At 62.6% G+C, this 19,968-nt stretch carries 15 protein-coding genes; 4 read left to right on the forward strand and 11 right to left on the reverse strand.

What is annotated here, in order from left to right; translation table 11 throughout:
• Positions 1–75: 75 nt before the first annotated feature.
• Positions 76–489, forward strand: coding sequence for an NUDIX hydrolase (locus AB7M33_RS14525; RefSeq protein ID WP_085273566.1), 414 nt, complete (start codon positions 76–78; stop codon positions 487–489).
• Here the strand turns inward: AB7M33_RS14525 and metR are convergent.
• Positions 473–1,390, reverse strand: coding sequence for a transcriptional regulator MetR (gene metR / locus AB7M33_RS14530; RefSeq protein ID WP_027594174.1), 918 nt, complete (start codon positions 1,388–1,390; stop codon positions 473–475). The two genes, AB7M33_RS14525 and metR, sit on opposite strands and share 17 nt — an antisense overlap.
• A gap of 196 nt (positions 1,391–1,586) precedes the next feature.
• On the opposite strand from metR, the gene AB7M33_RS14535 reads away from it, so the two are divergent.
• Positions 1,587–2,582 carry an alpha/beta fold hydrolase gene (locus AB7M33_RS14535; RefSeq protein WP_454243024.1) on the forward strand — a complete coding sequence of 332 codons (996 nt, stop codon included), beginning with the start codon at positions 1,587–1,589 and terminating at the stop codon, positions 2,580–2,582.
• 40 nt (positions 2,583–2,622) lie between these two features.
• Here AB7M33_RS14535 and AB7M33_RS14540 read toward each other — a convergent pair whose 3' ends face one another.
• The 6 genes from AB7M33_RS14540 to AB7M33_RS14565 all read right to left on the reverse strand — a co-directional run bounded on the left by AB7M33_RS14540 (position 2,623) and on the right by AB7M33_RS14565 (position 9,129).
• Positions 2,623–3,951: a two-component response regulator AauR gene (locus AB7M33_RS14540; RefSeq protein ID WP_085273564.1), complete on the reverse strand. Its 1,329-nt coding sequence runs from the start codon at positions 3,949–3,951 to the stop codon at positions 2,623–2,625.
• Positions 3,948–5,852, reverse strand: a complete 1,905-nt coding sequence (locus AB7M33_RS14545) for a two-component sensor histidine kinase AauS (RefSeq protein ID WP_085273563.1) — start codon at positions 5,850–5,852, stop codon at positions 3,948–3,950. Before AB7M33_RS14545 ends, AB7M33_RS14540 begins: the two co-directional genes overlap by 4 nt.
• 67 nt (positions 5,853–5,919) lie before the next feature.
• Positions 5,920–6,654, reverse strand: a complete 735-nt coding sequence (locus AB7M33_RS14550) for an amino acid ABC transporter ATP-binding protein (protein ID WP_027594178.1) — start codon at positions 6,652–6,654, stop codon at positions 5,920–5,922.
• Positions 6,651–7,322 (reverse strand): amino acid ABC transporter permease, encoded by a 672-nt coding sequence (locus AB7M33_RS14555; protein WP_265968731.1) that lies wholly within the window; start codon positions 7,320–7,322, stop codon positions 6,651–6,653. The genes AB7M33_RS14550 and AB7M33_RS14555 overlap by 4 nt, the downstream gene beginning before the upstream one ends.
• Positions 7,323–8,069 (reverse strand): amino acid ABC transporter permease, encoded by a 747-nt coding sequence (locus tag AB7M33_RS14560; protein ID WP_265968733.1) that lies wholly within the window; start codon positions 8,067–8,069, stop codon positions 7,323–7,325. It abuts the gene before it with no gap.
• Between the two features lie 142 nt (positions 8,070–8,211).
• Positions 8,212–9,129 carry a glutamate/aspartate ABC transporter substrate-binding protein gene (locus tag AB7M33_RS14565; protein ID WP_454243025.1) on the reverse strand — a complete coding sequence of 306 codons (918 nt, stop codon included), beginning with the start codon at positions 9,127–9,129 and terminating at the stop codon, positions 8,212–8,214.
• A gap of 319 nt (positions 9,130–9,448) precedes the next feature.
• On the opposite strand from AB7M33_RS14565, the gene AB7M33_RS14570 reads away from it, so the two are divergent.
• Entirely contained in the window at positions 9,449–13,813 is a 4,365-nt protein-coding gene (locus AB7M33_RS14570) for an NEL-type E3 ubiquitin ligase domain-containing protein (RefSeq protein ID WP_454243026.1), read from the forward strand.
• Between the two features lie 39 nt (positions 13,814–13,852).
• Here the strand turns inward: AB7M33_RS14570 and glpD are convergent, their stop codons facing one another.
• From glpD to AB7M33_RS14590, 4 genes are all read right to left on the reverse strand, one after another.
• Positions 13,853–15,391 carry a glycerol-3-phosphate dehydrogenase gene (gene glpD / locus AB7M33_RS14575; RefSeq protein WP_265968739.1) on the reverse strand — a complete coding sequence of 513 codons (1,539 nt, stop codon included), beginning with the start codon at positions 15,389–15,391 and terminating at the stop codon, positions 13,853–13,855.
• A gap of 450 nt (positions 15,392–15,841) precedes the next feature.
• Entirely contained in the window at positions 15,842–16,597 is a 756-nt protein-coding gene (gene glpR, locus AB7M33_RS14580; RefSeq protein ID WP_027594184.1) for a DNA-binding transcriptional repressor GlpR, read from the reverse strand.
• 190 nt (positions 16,598–16,787) lie between these two features.
• On the reverse strand, positions 16,788–18,287 hold the full coding sequence (gene glpK / locus AB7M33_RS14585) for a glycerol kinase GlpK (protein ID WP_099455148.1): 1,500 nt from the start codon (positions 18,285–18,287) through the stop codon (positions 16,788–16,790).
• Between the two features lie 51 nt (positions 18,288–18,338).
• Positions 18,339–19,190 carry an MIP/aquaporin family protein gene (locus AB7M33_RS14590; RefSeq protein WP_027594186.1) on the reverse strand — a complete coding sequence of 284 codons (852 nt, stop codon included), beginning with the start codon at positions 19,188–19,190 and terminating at the stop codon, positions 18,339–18,341.
• A gap of 303 nt (positions 19,191–19,493) precedes the next feature.
• On the opposite strand from AB7M33_RS14590, the gene ybaK reads away from it, so the two are divergent.
• Positions 19,494–19,964, forward strand: coding sequence for a Cys-tRNA(Pro) deacylase (ybaK, locus tag AB7M33_RS14595; RefSeq protein WP_054899441.1), 471 nt, complete (start codon positions 19,494–19,496; stop codon positions 19,962–19,964).
• Positions 19,965–19,968 lie beyond the last annotated feature (4 nt).

Raw genomic sequence — 19,968 nt, forward strand, 5'->3', positions numbered from 1 at the left:
AGTGCAGGCTGCACCGACCTTGTCAGGCGATGAACCCCATGGGATCCTCTCAGGCTTTTCCAGCGAGCCCATCCCATGCCCAACACCCTTCGCATTGCCGCCGCCCTGCTGATCGACCCCCAGGGCCGCACCTTGCTGGTGCGCAAGCGCGGCACCGTGGCCTTCATGCAGCCCGGCGGCAAGATCGATGCGGGTGAGTCGCCGGTAGAGGCGCTGGTGCGTGAGCTGCATGAGGAGCTGGGCCTGCGCATCGACCCCGCCCAGGCCGTCCACCTCGGCCAGTTCAGCGCGCCGGCTGCCAACGAGCCAGGCTACCAGGTGCAAGCCGAACTGTTTCGCGTCGACAGCGCCGAAGCCGTGACCCCGGCGGCGGAAATCGAAGAAGTGGTGTGGCTGGCGGCGGACCAGGCGCCTGCGTTTGAGCTGGCGCCGCTAACCCGCGACCTGATCCTGCCGTTGTACCGCCAGGCCGTCAGCGTACCGCGCTGACCCCATCGAGGGTGGCGAACGAAGTGTCCTTGGCGGTCAGCAGAAAATCGCGCATGTACGGCGCATCGAGCATGTCGGTGCGTACCGCCGCATAAAGCGTGGCGAACAGGCCCTTTTCGCCCAGGCGCTTGCCTTTCACGTAGCCCCGCGAGCTGTACTCGTGCAGTGCCCAGTGCGGCATGCCGCACACGCCACGGCCGCTGGCGACCAATTGCATCATCATCACCGTCAGCTCCGAGGTACGCACGGCGGCTGGCTCGATGTCGGCTGGCTCCAGGAAGCGGGTGAAGATATCCAGGCGATCGCGTTCCACCGGGTAGGTGATCAGGGTCTGGTCGAGCAGGTCTTGCGGCACCATGTAAGGCTTGCTGGCCAGCGGGTGCTGGTTGGCCACGGCGAGCATGGCTTCATAGGTGAACAGCGGCACGTAGGTGATACCGGCCAGGTCCAGCGGGTCGGAGGTGACCACCAGGTCCAGGTCGCCACGGGCCAGCGCGGGCAGGGGAGCGAAGGCAAAACCCGAGGCCAGGTCCAGCTCGACTTCCGGCCAGGCATCGCGGAACTGGTCGATGGTCGGCATCAGCCATTGGAAGCAGCTGTGGCATTCGATGGCCATGTGCAAGCGCCCGGCGGTGCCACCGGCCAAGCGCGCGATGTCACGCTCGGCGCCGCGCAGCAGCGGCAGCGTGGCATCTGCCAGTTGCAGCAAGCGCAGGCCGGCACTGGTGAAGCGGATCGGTTTGCTCTTGCGCACGAACAGCGGCAAGCCCAGGCGCTCTTCCAGCTCTTTGAACTGGTGCGACAGCGCCGACTGCGTCAGGTGCAGGCGTTCGGCGGCCTCTACCAGGCTGTCGGCCTCGCGCAGGGCATGAAGGGTTTTCAGGTGGCGGATCTCCAGCACTGCTGACTCCGAGGGGTGAAGGCTAAGGGGAAGGAATTGAGTTGAGTTTCGCTCATGTTGCCCAGGCTGTCGACTGGACCGTTGGCCACACCACTCAGCGGGGGTCATCAAACTGTCACTGAACTGTGGCAGCGCGCCCGACAGAAATTCATCAAACTCGCGCTCTACTGGGGATCTGCATTCTGGTGTTTCTTTCATGCGGGCTTTGTTGCTGTTTCTCTTCTTTCTTTTCAGCGTGCCGGCGAGCTTCGCCGACCAACGCTGTGACACGCAGGTAGCGGTACAACGGGCCGAACTCGGTGATTTGAGCCTGGTTTACCAAAGCGTCGGTGCGCCGCGAGACCCTGCATTGCTGCTGGTCATGGGCCTGGGCGGGCAACTGATCCATTGGCCGGACGACGTGGTCGAGGCTCTGTGCCGCCAGGGTTTTCGGGTCATACGCTACGACAACCGCGATGTCGGCCTGTCGCGCTGGAACCAACTGCCACCCTCGGCCAACCTGACGGTCGAGCTGCTGCGCTACAAGCTCGGCCTGCCGGTTTCCGCCCCCTATACGCTCACCGACATGGCGGGGGATGGGCTGCGCTTGATGGATTCATTGGGCATACGCCAGTTTCATGTGCTGGGTGTCAGCATGGGCGGGATGATTGCCCAGCACCTGGCGGCAATGGCGCCGGAGCGGGTCCGTAGCCTGACGCTGGTGATGTCCAGCTCAGGCGCCGCAGGGCTGCCGGCGCCTGCCCCTGCCCTGGTGCAGCTGTTGGCCCGGCGCAGTGCGCCCAACCGTGAGGTAGCGATCGAGCAGCAGGCTGACTTGCTGGCGGCACTGGGCAGCCCGCAGGTGCGTGATGATCGGGCCGCCTTGTTGCAGCAGGCAGCGGTGGCCTATGACCGGGCATTCAACCCGGATGGCGCCAAGCGCCAGATCATGGCGATCCTGGCCGAACCGAGCCGCGTGGCGTTGCTCAACCAGCTGCGCGTGCCGACGCTGGTGGTGCATGGCACGGCCGACCCGTTGTTGCCGGTGATGCATGGGGTGCACTTGGCGGCGCATATCCAGGGCAGCCAGCTGCGCTTGATACCGGGGCTGGCGCACCGTTTTCAGGAGCCGTTCAAGGCGCCGTTGCTGGGGGCGGTGCTGCCTTACCTGCAATCGCATCGGCAGGATGTGACGCATATTGCGGGGCTGTGAGATTGGCATTGGCTGCTTCGCGGGCAAGCGCCGCCGATTTTCAGCCCAGCCCGTACTTTTTCACTTTGTCGAACAGCGTGGTCTTGGCCATGCCCAGCTCCTGGCTGGCCTGGCTGAGGTTGCCGCCGGTGCGTTGCAAGGCATCGCTGAGCAGGTTGCGTTCAAAGGCCTCGACAGCCTCGGAAAAACCCAGGCCCTGGCTGGCGCCGCCACTCGGGCCCTTCTTGAAGGCCGGTAAGCCCAAGGCATGACGCTCGGCAACGTTGCGCAGTTCTCGCACGTTGCCCGGCCAGTCATGGGCCATCAACCGCGACAAGGTCTGGCTGTCCAGTGTCGGTGCTTCACGGTCGAAGCGCAGGGCCGATTGCTGCAGGAAGTGTTCGAACAATTGCAGGATGTCTTCGCGGCGCTCACGCAGGGGGGGGAGCTCCAGCGTCACCACGTTCAGCCGGTAGTACAGGTCACTGCGAAACTGCCCGTTCTGCCCCATGGCATCGAGGTCGGACTTGGTCGCGGCGATTACCCGGCAATCCACCGCGATGCTCTGGTTCGAGCCCAGCCGCTCCAGTGTGCGCTCCTGCAACACCCGCAGCAGTTTGATCTGCAGGTTGATCGGCATGCTCTCGACCTCGTCGAGGAACAGCGTGCCGCCATTGGCGTGTTCGATTTTGCCGATTCGGCGTTTACCTGCGCCGGTAAAGGCGTTGGCTTCGTGGCCGAAAATTTCGCTCTCGAAGAGGTTTTCGGGCAGGCCGCCGCAGTTCAGCGCCACGAAAGGTTGGCCCTGGCGGCGGCTGAAATCGTGCAGGCAGCGGGCGACCAGTTCTTTGCCGGTGCCGGTCTCGCCTTCGATCAGCACGTTGGCCGAGGTGTCGGCGACGTTGGCGATCAGTTCACGCAGGTGTTCCATGGCCGGCGAGCGGCCAATGATGCGGCCCTCCAGGCTGCTCTGTTCGGCCAGTTGGCGGCGCAAGGCAACCACCTCGCGGGACAGGCCGCGCTGTTCGAGGGCGCGGCGCACCACGTCGACCAGGCGCTCGGGCGAGAAGGGCTTTTCCATGAAATCGTAGGCGCCGTTGCGCATGGCGCCGACCGCCATGTCGATATCGCCGTGGCCGGTGATCAGCACCACCGGCAGGCTGCGGTCGCGGGCCTTGAGGCGGTTGAGCAGCTCAAGGCCATCGATGCCGGGCAGGCGAATGTCGCTGACGACGATGCCGGCAAAGTCGTCGCCGATGCGTTCCAGGGCCTGTTCGGCGCTGCCGACCCCTTCGCAGGCGATGTCTTCCAGGGCCAATGCCTGCTGGCAGCCGAGCAGCACATGCGGGTCGTCTTCGACAATCAGGACGGTGAGAGGCGCTTGGTTCATGGGTGCTCTGCCGATTCGCTAGGGGGGGATACCAGGGGCAGGACAAGCACGAAGGCCGTCCCGCCACTGACAGGATGCTCGACGTTCAGGCTGCCTTTGGCGGCGGCGGCAAGGCTCGCCGACAAGGTCAGGCCCAGGCCCAGGCCATGTTCGCCCGGTTTGGTGGTGAAGAAGGGTTCGAACAGATGCTTGCGTGCCTCGGCGTCGATGCCATGGCCGTTGTCGCGCACCCGCAGGCGATACTTGTCACCCTGCAGTTCGCCTTCGAGCCACAGCTCTGGCAGGGGCTGGGTGGCCATGGCGTCGATGGCGTTGCCGATCAGGTTGACCAGGATCTGCTCCAGGCGGGTCTGGTCGATGGCCAATTGATGGTCTTCGAACTGGTTGTGCAATTGCAAGTGGCAGCCACTGATGCGGTTGGCCAGTACCTGCAGGGTGGCGTCCACCGCCTTGGCCAGCGAGGCCTGGCCACCGTCGTCGCCACGGCGGGCGAACGAACGCAGGCTGGCGGTGATTCGGCCCATGCGGTCGATCAGGTCGTTCATGGTACGCAGGTTGGTGCTGGCCGTTTCCAGCGCGCCGCGTTCGAGGAAGCGTACGGTGTTGCCGGACAACGTGCGCAGCGCGGCCAAGGGCTGGTTGAGTTCGTGGGCGATGCTGGTCGACATCTGCCCGATGGCAGCCAGCTTGCCCGCCTGCACCAGCTCATCCTGGGCATGGCGCAGGGTTTGCTCAGCATGCCGGCGCTCGCGGATCTGCCCCTTCAGCCGCTCATTGCTGGCACGCAAGTCGGCGGTGCGTTCGGTGATGCGGCGTTCGAGTTGGCTGTTGGCTTCCTGCAGCGCCTCACGGGCGGCCAGGCGGGTGGCGATGACCTTGCGGCGTTCGTTCCAGGCGATGCCCAGGATGGCCAGCAGGGCGAATGCCACCCCGACCAGGATGCCTTGCACCATCGATTCTCGGCGCAGGTCTTGCAGCGGGGTCAGCAGGGTGAAATGCCACGGGGTGTCGACCAGGCGACGGGTCTGGGCCAGGTAGGCCACTTCATGGGCCTTGCCTTGTGCTGTTTCGCTGTTGGCCGGGAAGGTCAGCTTTTCAACACCATCGGCGAGGGTTTCCCGCGCCAGAGGTTGCAGCTCGTTCAGCGGCCACCAGTAATACTGCAGGCTGCGCGCCAGGCGTTCCTTGATTTGCGGGGTCAGCGGGCGCACCGACTTCAAGCGCCGGGCCGGGTCACTGGACAGAATGATGATGCCGTTCTCATCGCTGACGAACGCTTCCAGGCGGGCGCGCTGCCAACGTTCCTCGAGGGTGTCCAGGCGTACCTTGATCACCGCAACGCCTATGATCTTGCCGTGTTCTTCCAGGCCATGGGCCAGGTAGTAGCCGGCCTCGCCGGTGGTGCTGCCGATGCCATAGAAGCGCCCGGGCTCGCCGCGTACGGCAGTCTGGAAGTAGGCCCTGAACGACAGGTCTTCACCCAGAAACGAATCGGCATCGCGCCAGTTGCTGGTGGCCTGCACCCGGCCGTTGGTGTCGAGCACGAAGATTGCCCGGCTGCGGCTGCGCCGGTTCAGGCCTTCGAGGTATTCGTTGACCGCCTGGCGGGAGCCGCCATCGGGCTCGGTGAGCAGGTGCGAGACGCTGTCTTCAAGCTCCAGCAGGCTGGGCAGGTAGGTGTATTTGCTGATCTCGCTCTCGACCGTGCGCGCGTGCAGCTCCAGCTGACGCTCGCCGTTTTCGCTCAGGCTGCGGATGCCATTGCTCTCGCTGACCAAGTAACCGGCCATGCCGAGGCCGACCATCAGCAGGATGACCAGGGGGGGTAACAGCAATTGACGAATCAGGCGGGAATTCACGGCAGGTCTGGCAGGGAGAAGAAGCGAAGGATCGCATTTCATCACAGTGGCCTTGTCACGACCAGCGTCCGCTGCCCGATGGGGGCGGGCAGCGGACGCTGAGGCCGGCTTAGTGTTGCAGGATCTTGCTGAGGAAGTGCTGGGTGCGTTGGTCGCGGGCGTTCTGGTCGCCGAAGAACTCTTCTTTGGTGCAGTCTTCGATGATGCTGCCTTTGTCCATGAAGATGACCCGGTTGGCGACCTTGCGGGCAAAGCCCATCTCGTGGGTCACGCACATCATGGTCATGCCCTCGTTGGCCAGCTGAACCATCACATCGAGCACTTCACTGACCATTTCAGGGTCCAGTGCCGAGGTGGGTTCGTCGAACAGCATGACGATTGGGTCCATGGCCAGGGCGCGGGCGATCGCCACCCGTTGCTGCTGGCCGCCGGAAAGCTGGCCGGGGTGTTTCTTGGCATGCGCGCTGAGGCCGACGCGATCGAGCAGGGCCAGGCCTTTTTTGGAGGCTTCTGCCTCGCTGCGGCCGAGCACCTTGCGCTGGGCAATGGTCAGGTTTTCGGTGATGGTCAGGTGCGGGAACAGCTCGAAGTGCTGGAACACCATGCCCACCCGCGAGCGCAGTTTCGGCAGGTTGGTCTTCGGGTCGGCAATCGAGGTGCCATCGACCACGATGTCGCCCTTCTGGAACGGCTCCAGCGCGTTGACGCACTTGATCAGGGTGGACTTGCCCGAGCCCGACGGCCCGCACACCACTACCACTTCACCCTTCTTGACGTCGGTGCTGCAGTCGGTCAGTACCTGGAAGTCGCCGTACCACTTGTTGACGTTCTTGATGGAAATCATACGGTGATCCTTTTTTGCAGGCGCTTGACCAGCCACGAAGCGGAGAAGCTGATGATGAAATAGACGACCCCGGCGAAGATCAGAAACTCATGCGAGCGCCCGATGATGTCGCCGTTGGAGCGTGCCGAGTTGAGGAAGTCGACCAGGCCCACGGTATACACCAGCGAGGTGTCCTGGAACAGGATGATACTTTGCTGCAGCAGCAAAGGGGTCATCTTGCGGAAGGCCTGGGGCAGGATGATCAGGCGCATGGTCTGGGCGTAGTTCATGCCCAGCGCTTGCGCGGCGCCCATCTGGCCCTTGGAGATCGACTGCACACCGGCACGGACGATTTCGCAGAAGTAGGCCGCCTCGAACATCATGAACGCGACCACGCAGGAGGTAAACGCACCGACGGGGGTGTCTTCGCCGGTGATCCAACGCAGCACGAACGGCACCGCCAGGTAGAACCAGGTGATCACCAGCAGCAGCGGGATCGAGCGGAAGTAGTTGACGTAAGCGCCCGCCAGCCGCGACAGCAGTTTGCTCGACGACAGGCGCATCAGCGCCAGGAGGGTGCCGAGTGCGATACCGCCGACCACGCCCATGACCATCAGTTGCAGGGTCATGATCATGCCTTCCCAGAGGGCGGGCAGGGCGGGGATGATTTCGCTGAAATCCATGTCCATTTACTTGCCTCCCACGGAAATCAGGCCAGGTACTGCGACTTTTTTCTCGACCAGGCGCATGAGCAGCATCAGGCCCATGTTCAGGGTGAAGTAAATCAGCGTGGCCAGGGTGAACGCCTCGAACAGGTTGGCGGAGAACTCTGCGGTCTGCTTGGTTTGTGCCAGCAGCTCCATCAGGCCGATCAGCGAGGCCACCGAGGAGTTCTTGAACACGTTGAGGAACTCTGACGTGAGCGGCGGAATGATGATCCGGTAGGCTTGCGGCAGCAGCACGTTGGTGTAGATCTGCGGCAGGCTGAAGCCCATGGCGCGGGCTGCGGATTCCTGGCCGCGGGGGAGCGCCTGGATGCCGGTGCGCACTTGTTCGCAAACACGGGCCGCAGTGAACAGGCCCAGGCACACAACCACGCTGATCAGCGCCGAGGTGGTCGGGTTGAGGTCCTGCTTGAACCATTCCTGCAGGCCTTCGGGCAGCAGGTCCGGTATCAGGAAGTACCAGATGAACAGCTGCACCAGCAGCGGCACGTTGCGGAACAGTTCCACATAGGCAGTGGCGATGCCCGATACCAGGCGGTTCGGCACAGTACGCATGACGCCAAGGACAGACCCCAGCAGCAGCGCGATGATCCAGGCGGTGATGGCGATGGCGATGGTCCAGCCCAGGCCGGTGATGTACCAGTCCAGATAGGTTTCGCTGCCCACGCCGGTGGACTTGAAGAACACGCCCCAGTCCCAGTTGTAATTCATCGGGATTTCCCCTCAGACGGTTGTTTCACGGGCACCTTCGAACATCCGGGGGCGCATGGCGCCCTCGGATGAAAGGTTAGACACTAATGAGTGGCCTGCAGAATTGATTCGTGCGCATGCGCACCAGGCCACTATCTGAGGATCAGGACTTCTTCTCGTCCGCCGCTTTGTCGGTCGGCTCGGCGATCAGTTTTTTCAGCTCGTCGCTCATCTGGAACTGCAGGTTCAGGCCCTTTGGCGGGATTGGCTGCATGAACCACTTGTCGTAGCTCTTGTTGACTTCGCCCGACTTGAAGTAAGCCACGATGGCCTCGTCGACCGCTTTCTTGAACGCAGCGTCTTCCTTGCGCACCATGCAGCCGTAGATTTCGTACGACTGAGGGGTACCGGTGATAACCCAGTCGGCCGGTTTGCGAGCCTTGGCCATTTCACCGGCCAGCAGGGCGTCGTCCATCATGAAGGCCACGGCGCGGCCGCCTTCGAGCATGTTGAAGGCTTCACCGTGGTCCTTGGCGGAAATCACGTTCATCTTCATTTGCTTGTCGGCGTTCATCGCCTTGAGGATGCGCTCGGAGGTGGTGCCGGCGGTGGTCACCACGTTTTTGCCAGCCAGGTCCGGGAAGTCTTTATAGGAAGGCTGACCGTCCTTGACCTTGGTCAGCAGGCGGGTGCCGACTTCGAAGATGCCGACCGAGAAACCGACTTGCTGCTGGCGCTCGACGTTGTTGGTGGTGGAGCCGCACTCCAGGTCGACGGTGCCGTTTTGCACCAGCGGGATGCGGGTCTGGGAGGTGACGAGGTTGTATTTGACCTTGATGTCGGTGCCCAGTTGTTTTTTCAGGGCCTCGACCACGGCCAGCTGGATGTCGTGGGAGTAGCCCACGGGTTCCGGCTTGCCTGCCAGGTAGGAAAATGGAATGGAGGAGTCGCGGTGGCCCAATGTGATGGTGCCCGAGTCCTTGATCTTCTTCAGGGTGCCGGTCAGCTCCTCGGCCATGGCCGGCGAAGCGATGACTGCAGCCGCGATAGCGGCGCCCAGCAATTGACGAACGATACGCATCAAATTTTCCTCGACATGTTTGTTTTTTTTATGGAGCCGTTGGCGGACTCTTTCGTTCAACGAATACAACATGAAGCGGGTGCATTCGGCTAAAGAGTGTAGAGCATGAGTCGTGCCAAGCTTCCTTCTTGATCATAACGCCCCGAAATTACGGGGTATCGATCTTTTTTGACAGTAAATCGACAGCATGTGTTGTCCGTGATTCCGAATGGGTTGGCTTTTGCTGTTCGGAAACCCGAATGAATGGGGCCTAGATTTAGTTACCGCAGGTGACGGTTTGCAGCGTGGTCTGTTAACGGCTTTTACGGACCGCACTGCCATGACCCTTTCTGCCGATGAAGCGCCTGCTTCGATAGATGCCCTGATTTCCCAACGTTTACCGGCCTGGCTTACCTCGGCCACGATCGACCAGCAGCGTGCGCTTCACCAGGCGCTGCGTCAGCAGCAGCACAGTGCTGAGCGTGTGCGGCAGTTGTTCAGCCACATTCCGGCCCTGGACGACTTTGCCGCCGCACTGCTGGAGGACGCGTTGCGTCGGCGTTTCAAGGTAAGCACTGACGTGCGCAAAGCGACACTGCGCAAGGTGGTTCAAATCATTCTGGCAACGCCCATTCCGCCAACGCCGTCGCCGAACATTGTCCGCATCTCGACTCAGCCTCTGTTGACGACCGCGCTGCACAACTTCACCCAGGCAGAAACCAAGCCAGGGCCTTTCACCCAGGTCGCGCTGCGCGATGTGGCCGGTGTCACGCTGTCGGTATCGTTCGAGCGCTTCGCCAAGTTGTGCCGCACGCTCGACCTGGGCGGCCGCTATCAGGCCCTGTTGCGCGCGCATCTGCTGCCAGCAGATCGGCCAGGCGACGAACCCGGTCAGGCCCGTCGTGAGGTCGAGGCATTGCTGGAGGAGGCCCTGCGCTCGTCGATGGAAGCGGCTGTACGCCTGGCAGCCCTCAAAGGCCAGATCAGCCACGACAACTACCTGCAGACACTGCCGATCTTTGCAAAGCCTGCTGTGGTGCCTGCTTACCCTGTTGTGTTGACGGCTCGCCAGGTCTACCTGCTGGGCAAGTGCCTGCACGGGGTGGTGGCCATCGAGATTCAAGACCGCGATCAGGCTTATTTGCGCGGGATCCTGCTCTGGATACCGGGTGACCCTCAGCAGCCCGTGCAGGTGTTCGAATCCTGGTGGGCGTTCTACCAGGCCATGGGCCTGCGCCTGCGCGACCCACACTATGCGGCGTTCATGGCGCGGTTCATCGCCGAGCGTGATCGGGTTGCCTTTTTCGGCACCTTGAAGCGTTTGCTGTCGTCGAGCGCTGAGGGGGCTGTGCTGCAGCTCGATGGTCGTGACTTTGCCATCAACCAACCAGTGTTTGCCTTCCTGCGTGCTTCGCGCATCGACAAGATGCTCGATGATGCCCGTGTGCTGGCCGTACCCACTGCCGACGAGGACAGCAAGACGCGGGATGAGCGGCTGAGGGGGTATCAGCAAGCGGGACTGACCTTGTTGAACCTGGCTGGGCTGTTCGTGCCGGTGGTGGGCGAATTGATGCTCGCGGTCGCTGCCGTGCAGATTGCCGATGAGGTCTACGAGGGTTACCAGGATTGGCAGTTGGGCGATCGCCAAGGGGCGCTGGAGCACGTGTTCAGTGTGGCTGAAAGTGTTGCACTGGGCGCTGCGATAGGCGCTGGCACAGCAGTGGCGGGGCACGTGCTCAAGCGCATCGTGTTCGTCGATGAGCTGTCGCCGATTCGCACCGATGCCGGTCACGTCAAGCTGTGTGCCCATGACCTGTCTGCTTACCGGGTAAAGGAGCAGGGCGTGACGGTTGGCGAACTGATCCCGGAGGATGACCAGTGGCAATTGAAGTTGCACGAAGCCAGTTTTCAGTTGGCGGGCTACAAGGATGGCGAGCACCTGTTCATCCGTCATCCTCAGCGCAGCGAGGCCTTTCAGCCAATGCTCGAGCACAACGGCACTGGGGGCTGGCGGCATGCGCTGGAGCGTGCAGAGGAGTGGGCAGAGCCTGCGCGCTTGATGCGGCGGTTGAGCGCTGAACTGGCCGACGTCAGCGATGAAGACGTACGCAGGGTGCTCGACAGCACGGGCTTCGATGACGCACAGCTAAGGCGTCTGCACCTGGAAAACGCGCCGCCTCCCGCACGGTTGCTCGATGCCTTGGAGCGCTACCGCTTGCATGAGCAATTCCCCACCGTACAGGGCGAGGCGTTCGAGTTTCTGGTCAGCACAGCGCAAGGCAATGAAGAGTTGGCCAGTGTCGCGCTGCGCCGGGACTTCCCTGGCCTGTCGCAGCGCGGGGCCCATGAAATTATCCAGCAGGTCGACAGCCAGCAGGTCGAGCAGATGCTGGCCAGTGATCGCGTCCCCTTGGCCTTGGCTGAACGCGCGCGCTGGTTTTTGCGCGACAGCCGCCTTGACCGTGCCTGCGCAGGTTTACGTCAGGCTTCGGCAGCCAATGCCGATACCGCGAAGCTGGCCGTTGGCCTTATCGAACACTTGGCGCCGTGGCTTGAACCCTATGCCGTCGAAGTGCGAGCCGAGAGCCGCACAGGGGCGGTATTGGCACATGCCGGCGCGGATGCTGCTGCTCAGCGGTTCAGTATCGTCAAAACGCCGACTGGATATACCGCCTACGCTGCGACGGGTGAGCTGTTGGCAGGCACTGTTCCAACCGACAGCCTGCTGCAGGCACTTTCGTTGACCTTGAGTGACGCGCAAACAGACGCACTGGGGACCCGCACGCTGGACACGCGAGCGCTGAGCGACCTGCTGGCCGAGCACGCCCGCACGCATCGTGACCTGGCCGCGCAGTTGATCGGCCAGGCGCCGATAGGCGGTGGCGTGCGGCCGCCCGTGCGGTGGGGAGACGGGCGCCTGGGTTACCCACTCAGTGGGCGCGGCGAAAGCCGTGGGCAGGCCAGCCGGCGAGGGCTGCGGCAAATCTTCCCGACCCTTGGCGACAGCCAGTTGCAACGCTATCTGCTGGACCTGATTGCACGCGGGGTCGACCCGTGGCAGCACTACAGCGAGCTCAGCCAGCAACTGGCGAGCCTGCGCCAGGTCTTGCGGCGGTGGCGTATGGAACACGCTGGCGTGCTGGACCTGCTGCGGCGTGGTCGGGTCGCGAACAGCATCCGCCGTTGCTGGCGATGCAAGACGGGCCTGCGCAGCGATGGCACCTACGCGCTAGACATTCGCGGCGAACGTGTCGGCAGCTTGCCCACGCTGGAAGAGGGGGTGAGCTTCCCGCATGTCACGCGGCTGACCCTGCGCGACATGGACTTGTCGGAAATCGATCCTGATTTCCTCGCGCGCTTCCCTAACCTGCGCGAGCTTGACCTACGTGCGAATCATCTTGCCGCCATCCCGCCGGGCGTAGAGCGGCTGACAGCGCTGCGGGGGCTGCAGTTGGATCACAATCGGATCATCATGGACGTCGCCGGCAACCGCCGGCTCAGTGCCTTGACCCACTTGCAAACGCTTGAGCTCAATTACAACCCGCTCGGCTTTGCCCCCGATATACGTGGGTTGATCCACCTCAGGCCGGTGGGGCTGCGCTCGACAGGTATCACCTCATTCCCCTCGCGCCTGCAGCAGTTGCCACTGCGCGGCGTCGCCGACCTGCGCAACAACCAGATCCGTCAGGTCAATCAGGACCTCCACGGCCTGCGCCAGCGTCTGCAGCGCATGGCCCTGCACGACAATCCCTTGGATGAAGCGAGCGAGGAGTACCTGAATCAACTGTCGGGCACTTCGTCGTTCCGTCATCAGCTGGTGCAGGTAAACGAGCGCGAGCACTGGTTGCTCGGCTCGACGGGCGCACAACGTAGCGAGCGCGAGATGCAGTGGCGTAACCTGCAGTTGGAAACGACGTCCCGGCCTTTCTTCAACTTCCTCCGCGACTTCGCTCGATCGTCCGACTTTGTGCAGCGACCAACCTACTATCGGGCCAGGGTCTGGAACATCATCGAGGCCTGCGAGCAGAACACTGAACTGCGTGAACAGTTGTTCATCATGTCGGGCGGCAACGCTTCCTGCGAGGACCGCCTGTTGTGGCTGTTCAGCCAGATGGAGGTGAGTGCGTTGATCCACCGGCACACCTCGGGGATGTCCATTGCCCAGAGCGAGGTTGAGCTGATGCGCCTGAGCCGCTCACTGTTTCGCCTGGATGCGCTGGATGAGATCGCGACGCGGCGTATCCAGAGGATTCGCGATGCTGGGCACGATGTGGACGATATCGAAGTCTACCTCACCTACCGTGTTCGCTTGGCGGGCCCGCTGCGCCTGCCTGCCCAACCTGCTGCCCTGCATTTTGAAGCCTATGCCGGGTTGACCCCCGCCGACCTGAACAACGCCAGGGTCGAAGTTTTACGCGCGGAAACCCCAGAGCGTTTGACTCAGGCACTGGCTGATCAGGCGTTTTGGGAACATTACGTGCGGGACCGTTACGAGCGCCGCTTCACGGCGCTGGTGGACGCGTTCCGGGCACCTGAAGAGGCCTACCGGGAGCGTGCAGAAGCGGGAGAGGTCAGTGAGGAGCAATACTTGAAGTACTGCGAAGGCATCGTGCAAGCCATACACGACGGCGAGCGCGACTTGATTGTCACGCTGGCCCGCGAAGCGTTTGACCGTTGGTTCGGGATTGATGGGGTGTTGCCGTGAGCGGGTGCCGCGCAGGCGGCACCGGCTTCAACGTCGCCTTCAGGCAGCCTTGAACGAAGTTTGGCTCAGCGGCGCTGTCACTAGGTAGTCGTGCAGCGCCTGCTGTTCCGCAGGCGATGTGAACAGGCCCAGTTTGGTACGGCGCCACAGAATGTCGGCAGCATCTACAGCCCACTCTTCGCTGCGCAGGTAGTCGACTTCGCGGCTGAAGAGGCCGCCGCCAATGGCCTGGCCCAAACCTTCCGGGCCCTGAATACCCTCGAGCAGGCGCCATACGCGGCTGCCGTAAGTCACTGCCCAGCGTTTGGCGATGTCCACCGGCAGCCACCCGTACTGCGCCAGAATGGCGTCGGTCAGTGCCTGCGCGGTGGTCATGTCTTCCCCGCCGGGCAGCGGCGCTGTAGCGGTCCAGCTGGCGCGCATCTGGGTGAAGAACGGTTTGAGCTCGGCCATGGCCGATTCGGCCAGCTTGCGGTACGTGGTGAGCTTGCCGCCGAACACCGACAGCAACGGCGCCTGGCCTTCACCTGCCGACAGCGCCAGGGTGTAGTCGCGGGTCACGGCCGACGGGTTGTCCGACTCGTCGTTGCACAGCGGGCGTACGCCGGAGTAGGTGTGCAGGATGTCGGCACGGCTGAGCTGATGGTTGAAGTGCGCGTTGACCACCTTGAGCAGGTAGTCGGTCTCGGCCTCGGTGATTTTCACCTGGGCCGGGTCGCCGCTGTACTCACGGTCGGTGGTGCCGATCAGGGTGAAGCGGTCCAGGTAAGGGATGCAGAACACGATGCGCTGGTCTTCGTTCTGCAGGATGTAAGCGTGCTCGCCTTCGTACAGGCGCGGGACGATCAGGTGGCTGCCCTGAATCAGGCGGATGCCGTAAGGCGCATCCAGCTTGAGGTCATCCTTGATGAAGCTGGCCACCCACGGGCCAGCAGCGTTGACCAGGGCGCGGGCACGAATGCTCTGCAGGCTGCCGTCGGCATGCTGTAACTCGACCTGCCACACGCCATCGACACGCTCGGCACGCAGGCAGCGGGTGCGGGTGACGATGTGCGCACCTTTTTCGCGGGCTGCCATGGCATTGAGCACGACCAGGCGGGCGTCGTCCACGGCGCAGTCAGCGTATTCGAAACCGCGGGTGATGGCCGGCTTGAGCGGGTAGCCCGGGCCGAAGCGCAGGCTGCGCGAAGCGCCCAGGCGCTTGCGCTTGCCCAAGTGGTCGTAGAGGAACAGGCCGGCACGGATCATCCAGGCCGGGCGCAGGTGCGGGCGGTGGGGCAGCACGAAACGCATTGGCTTGACGATGTGCGGCGCCTTGGCCAGCAGGACTTCGCGCTCGGCCAGGGCTTCGCGCACCAGGCGGAACTCGTAGTGCTCCAGGTAGCGCAGGCCACCATGGATGAGCTTGCTGCTCGCCGACGACGTGTGCTGCGCCAGGTCGTCCTTTTCGCAAAGGAACACCTTCAGGCCGCGCCCGGCGGCGTCGGCAGCAATGCCCACACCATTGATGCCACCGCCGATCACGGCGAGGTCATAGCAGTCGGTGAGGGGGGGCTGGGACGAAACGGGCTGGGACACGGGCAAGGCCTCCTGGGGCTGTTCACATCGAATATGAACATTGATGTTCGTTTCCGAAAATACTAGCGCAACAGAAGGCGGGTATCCAGTCAGTCTTTATAGAAAATACTGATCGGATGACAATAAAGTGAACATTTACGAAAATTCGGGTGTAGGGCTTGATTCATTTGGCGTTGTCGAGATCGAGCGCCGCCCGCGCGGCGCATCGCGAGCAACGCTCGCTCCTACGTTTGTTTCGGGCCAGTCACGCCTGTGCCAGCGCACGCGACCGCCTGGTTGGTCCGACGCGACATTGAGGCGGGCGCCAAGGGCCGTGCGCCAATGCCACAGGAATAATTGGCCGGAAACAAACGTAGGAGCGAGCGTTGCTCGCGATGCGCCGCGCGGGCGGCGCTCGATCTCGAGAGCGATAAAAATCTCAATCCATACGCTTCAGTCCCACAATCTGCTTCACACCACGTCGAGGCGAATCTTGTACTGGTTAAGCAAGTGGGCGAGGGCAGGCGTCGGCGTCTGGTCGGTCACCAAACAGTCCACCAGGCTGATCGAGCCCAGGCGAACCATGGCATTGCGCCCGAACTTGCTGGAGTCGGCGGCCAGGATAACCTGGCGTGCATTGGCGATCAGGGCCTGGGAAACCCGTACCTCCTGGTAATCGAAGTCCAGCAGGCTGCCATCTTCGTCGATGCCGCTGATGCCAACCAAGGCGAAGTCAACCTTGAACTGGTTGATGAAATCGACGCTGGCCTGGCCGACCACACCGCCATCGCGGCGCACCGTGCCACCTGCCACCAGTACTTCGAAATCGTCCTTGGCCGCCAGGATCGAGGCCACGTGGAGGTTGTTGGTAATCACCTTCAGGTGGTTATGGTTGAGCAGTGCGCGGGCGATCGATTCGGTCGTTGTGCCGATGTTGATGAACAGCGAGGCATGGTCGGGAATCTGCGAGGCCACGGCTTCGGCGATGCGCTGCTTCTCGTCGCGCATCTGGTCGGCGCGCATGGCGTAGGCGGTGTTCTCGATGCTCGAGTCATACGCGGCACCCCCGTGGTAGCGGCGCAGCAGGTTGAGCTCGGCGAGCTGGTTGATGTCGCGGCGGATGGTTTGCGGGGTGACGACGAACAGCTGCGCCATTTCTTCGATGCTGACGTAGCCGCGGTCGCGGACCAGCTCGAGGATTTGTTGTTGGCGGGGGGGCAGATTCATGGGCGGTCCTTATGGGCTGCCGGACAAATTCTGCAATGATGCCGTAGGAAGCGGATGACGGCCAGTAGACGAATGTGCAGGACGCGTGTAGGAGCAGCCTTGTGCTGCGAAGAGGCCGGTGTTAGCAGCGAATATTCACTGTCTGATCACTGGCTTCTTCGCAGCACAAGGCTGCACCTCCAGGAGGGTGTCAGGCTTCGTGATCTTCCCAGTCGCGGGTACGGTCGACGGCCTTCAGCCACCCGGCGTAAAGCTTCTCTTTCTGCGTCTCGTCCAGCTGCGGGCTGAACTCGCGCTCGATGATCGCCTTGTCGCGCAACTCATCCAGGCTGCTCCAGAAGCCGCAGGCCAGGCCTGCCAGGTAGGCGGCGCCGAGGGCTGTGGTCTCGCGCATTTTCGGGCGCTCCACGCAGGTGCCGAGGATGTCGGCCTGGAACTGCATGAGGAAGTTGTTGGCCACCGCACCGCCATCCACGCGCAATTCGGACAGGCGATAACCGCAATCCTGTTGCATGGCGTCCAGTACGTCACGGGTCTGGTAGGCGATCGATTCCAGCGCTGCACGAATGATGTGGTCGACCTTAACCCCGCGCGTCAGGCCGAACAGGGCGCCACGGGCATAAGGGTCCCAATAGGGTGCGCCCAGGCCTGTGAAGGCGGGCACCAGGTACACGCCATTGCTGTCCTTGACCTTGCTGGCGAAGTACTCGGTATCGAGTGCGTCGTTGACGATCTTCAGCTCGTCACGCAGCCACTGCACGGTAGAGCCACCATTGAACACGGCGCCCTCCAGTGCATAGGCCACTTCACCCCGCGGGCCGCAGGCGATGGTGGTGAGCAGGCCATGGGACGAGTTGACGGCCTTGTCGCCGGTGTTCATCAGCAGGAAGCAGCCGGTGCCGTAGGTGTTCTTGGCCTGGCCGGGCTCGACGCACATCTGGCCGAACAGCGCAGACTGCTGGTCGCCAGCGATACCGGCGATGGCAATGCCGCTCTTGGTGTGGCCGTAGACTTCGGAGGAGGGGCGAACCTCGGGCAGCATCTGGCGTGGGATGCCGAGGATTTCCAGCAGCTTTTCGTCCCATTCCAGTGTGTGAATATTGAACATCAGCGTGCGCGACGCGTTGGTGTAGTCGGTGACATGGACCTTGCCGCCGGAGAATTTCCAGATCAGCCAAGTGTCGACGGTACCGAACAGCAGCTCGCCACGTTCGGCGCGCTCACGGGCGCCTTCGACATTGTCGAGGATCCACTTGAGCTTGGTGCCGGAGAAGTACGGGTCGGTGACCAGTCCGGTGGACTCGCGGATGTAGTCTTCATGGCCATCCCGCTTGAGCTGCGCGCAGATTTCGGTGCTGCGGCGGCACTGCCAGACGATGGCGTTGTACACCGGGCGGCCGGTTTCCTTGTCCCACACCACCGTGGTTTCACGCTGGTTGGTAATGCCGAGCGCAGCGACCTGGGCGTGGCTGATGCCCGCCTGGGCGAGGGCCTCGACCAAGGTGGCGCTCTGGGTAGCGAAAATCTCCATCGGGTCGTGTTCGACCCAGCCCGCCTGCGGATAATGCTGGGCGAATTCGCGCTGGGAGGTGCCGACCACATTGGCGTCGCGGTCGAAAATGATGGCCCGCGAACTGGTGGTGCCCTGGTCCAGGGCGATGATGTAGTTCTTATCCAGGGTGTCTGTCATGGTCGTAGGCCTTGCAAAAATGGGAAGTCAGGGCTTGGGCGTGAGGCCACATCAGTTGACTTGAGTATCGCCCTGGCGATTGTCGTTTGTCTCAGCGCTTGCGGTTGGCGCTACTGGCAGGTTGCGGGCGATCAGGCCGCGATACGCTGCGGCGCCCAGGCATGCGCCAAGGATCGGTGCGAACACCGGTACCAGGAAATAAGGAATGTCCCGTCCGCCAGTGAAGGCGATTTCGCCCCAACCGGCCAGGAAGGTCATCAATTTTGGCCCGAAATCGCGGGCCGGGTTCATCGCAAAGCCGGTCAGCGGCCCCATGGCGCTGCCGATCACGGCAATCAGCAGGCCGATGAGCAGCGGCGCCACGGCGCCACGGGGCAGGCCATTGTTGTCGTCGGTCAGGGCCATGATCACGGCCATGAGGATGGCGGTGATGACCACTTCCACCAGGAACGCCTGGCCAGTGGACAGCGAGGGGTGCGGATAGGTGGAGAACACCGACGCCAGCTCCAGGCTTTCGCTGCTGCCTCGTAGCATGGCGTGGGCTTGTTCGAAATCGAAGAACAGGTTGCTGTACAAGGTGTAGACCAAGGCTGCGCCGCAGAAGGCGCCGCATACCTGGGCCAGCATGTAGAACGGCAGTTTGCGCTTGTCGAAGCCGGCGAACAGGGTGAGGGCGATACTCACGGCCGGGTTCAGGTGCGCGCCGGAAACACCCGCGGTGAAGTAGATCGCCATGCTCACGCCGACGCCCCAGATAATGCTGATTTCCCACAGGCCGAAGCTGGCACCCGCGACTTTGAGCGCGGCGACGCAACCGGTGCCGAAAAAAATGAGCAGGGCGGTGCCAAGAAATTCTGCCAGGCATTGGCTGGACAAGGTGGGTTCGCGTAGAGCAGTCGTCATGTATGACCTCGTTTTTTTTGTTGTGAGGCGCGTGGCGCTCGACAGCAAAGCCCGGAGTCGATCCCCATTGACCCCAGGCAGATACAGGAAATGCACCTTAAATGTGCACCATTTCTTCAGAAACGAAAAAATATAGACAAGAAACGCTTATGTCAAAGGTCGAAAGTGAACGGTCAGTCACGTTTTGGACGTAGTATGGGGTCGCGAAACCGCACGCTAGACAGGTGCGTAGCCTCCGAACTGGCTGGGATGTGGGATATGTCCTAAAGTAGCCGCCGACTTGTCCCTGACCGGAGCCTGCGCATGACCCCCGCCCTAGACCTGTTGAAAAAAGCCCGCGCTGAGCATCGTGTGCACAGTTATGAGCACGATCCTAAATCGGCCTCCTATGGTTTGGAGGCAGCGGAAAAGCTCGGGCTCGATCCGCAGCAAGTGTTCAAGACCTTGCTGGCGAGCAGTGAGAAAGGTGAGTTACTGGTGGCCGTGGTGCCGGTGGTGGGCACCTTGGACCTCAAGGCACTGGCCCATGCGGCGGGGGTGAAGAAGTGCGAGATGGCCGACCCGGCGGCGGCCCAGCGGGCTACGGGGTATCTGGTCGGTGGCATCAGCCCGTTAGGCCAGAAGAAGCGCTTGCGCACCTTTATTGATGACTCGGCGCAGAACTTTGCAACCATCCATGTCAGCGCCGGGCGGCGTGGGCTGGAGGTGGAGTTGGCGGCGGCGGTGCTGGCTGAACATACCCAGGGCACGTTTGCCGGTATTGGCAGGGGTTGAAATC

It is taken from the genome of Pseudomonas sp. Y3 TE3536, assembly GCF_053629175.1.

What these genes read in the sequence shown, in the direction of transcription:
- AB7M33_RS14590 (WP_027594186.1), bottom strand. Translation starts at nt 19,190, where the DNA reads ATGACGACTGCTCTACGCGAACCCACCTTGTCCAGCCAATGCCTGGCA.
- AB7M33_RS14555 (WP_265968731.1), bottom strand. Translation starts at nt 7,322, where the DNA reads ATGGACATGGATTTCAGCGAAATCATCCCCGCCCTGCCCGCCCTCTGG.
- AB7M33_RS14550 (WP_027594178.1), bottom strand. Translation starts at nt 6,654, where the DNA reads ATGATTTCCATCAAGAACGTCAACAAGTGGTACGGCGACTTCCAGGTA.
- AB7M33_RS14565 (WP_454243025.1), bottom strand. Translation starts at nt 9,129, where the DNA reads ATGCGTATCGTTCGTCAATTGCTGGGCGCCGCTATCGCGGCTGCAGTC.
- AB7M33_RS14570 (WP_454243026.1), top strand. Translation starts at nt 9,449, where the DNA reads ATGACCCTTTCTGCCGATGAAGCGCCTGCTTCGATAGATGCCCTGATT.
- ybaK (WP_054899441.1), top strand. Translation starts at nt 19,494, where the DNA reads ATGACCCCCGCCCTAGACCTGTTGAAAAAAGCCCGCGCTGAGCATCGT.
- AB7M33_RS14560 (WP_265968733.1), bottom strand. Translation starts at nt 8,069, where the DNA reads ATGAATTACAACTGGGACTGGGGCGTGTTCTTCAAGTCCACCGGCGTG.
- AB7M33_RS14525 (WP_085273566.1), top strand. Translation starts at nt 76, where the DNA reads ATGCCCAACACCCTTCGCATTGCCGCCGCCCTGCTGATCGACCCCCAG.
- glpK (WP_099455148.1), bottom strand. Translation starts at nt 18,287, where the DNA reads ATGACAGACACCCTGGATAAGAACTACATCATCGCCCTGGACCAGGGC.
- AB7M33_RS14545 (WP_085273563.1), bottom strand. Translation starts at nt 5,852, where the DNA reads ATGAAATGCGATCCTTCGCTTCTTCTCCCTGCCAGACCTGCCGTGAAT.
- glpR (WP_027594184.1), bottom strand. Translation starts at nt 16,597, where the DNA reads ATGAATCTGCCCCCCCGCCAACAACAAATCCTCGAGCTGGTCCGCGAC.
- AB7M33_RS14540 (WP_085273564.1), bottom strand. Translation starts at nt 3,951, where the DNA reads ATGAACCAAGCGCCTCTCACCGTCCTGATTGTCGAAGACGACCCGCAT.
- AB7M33_RS14535 (WP_454243024.1), top strand. Translation starts at nt 1,587, where the DNA reads ATGCGGGCTTTGTTGCTGTTTCTCTTCTTTCTTTTCAGCGTGCCGGCG.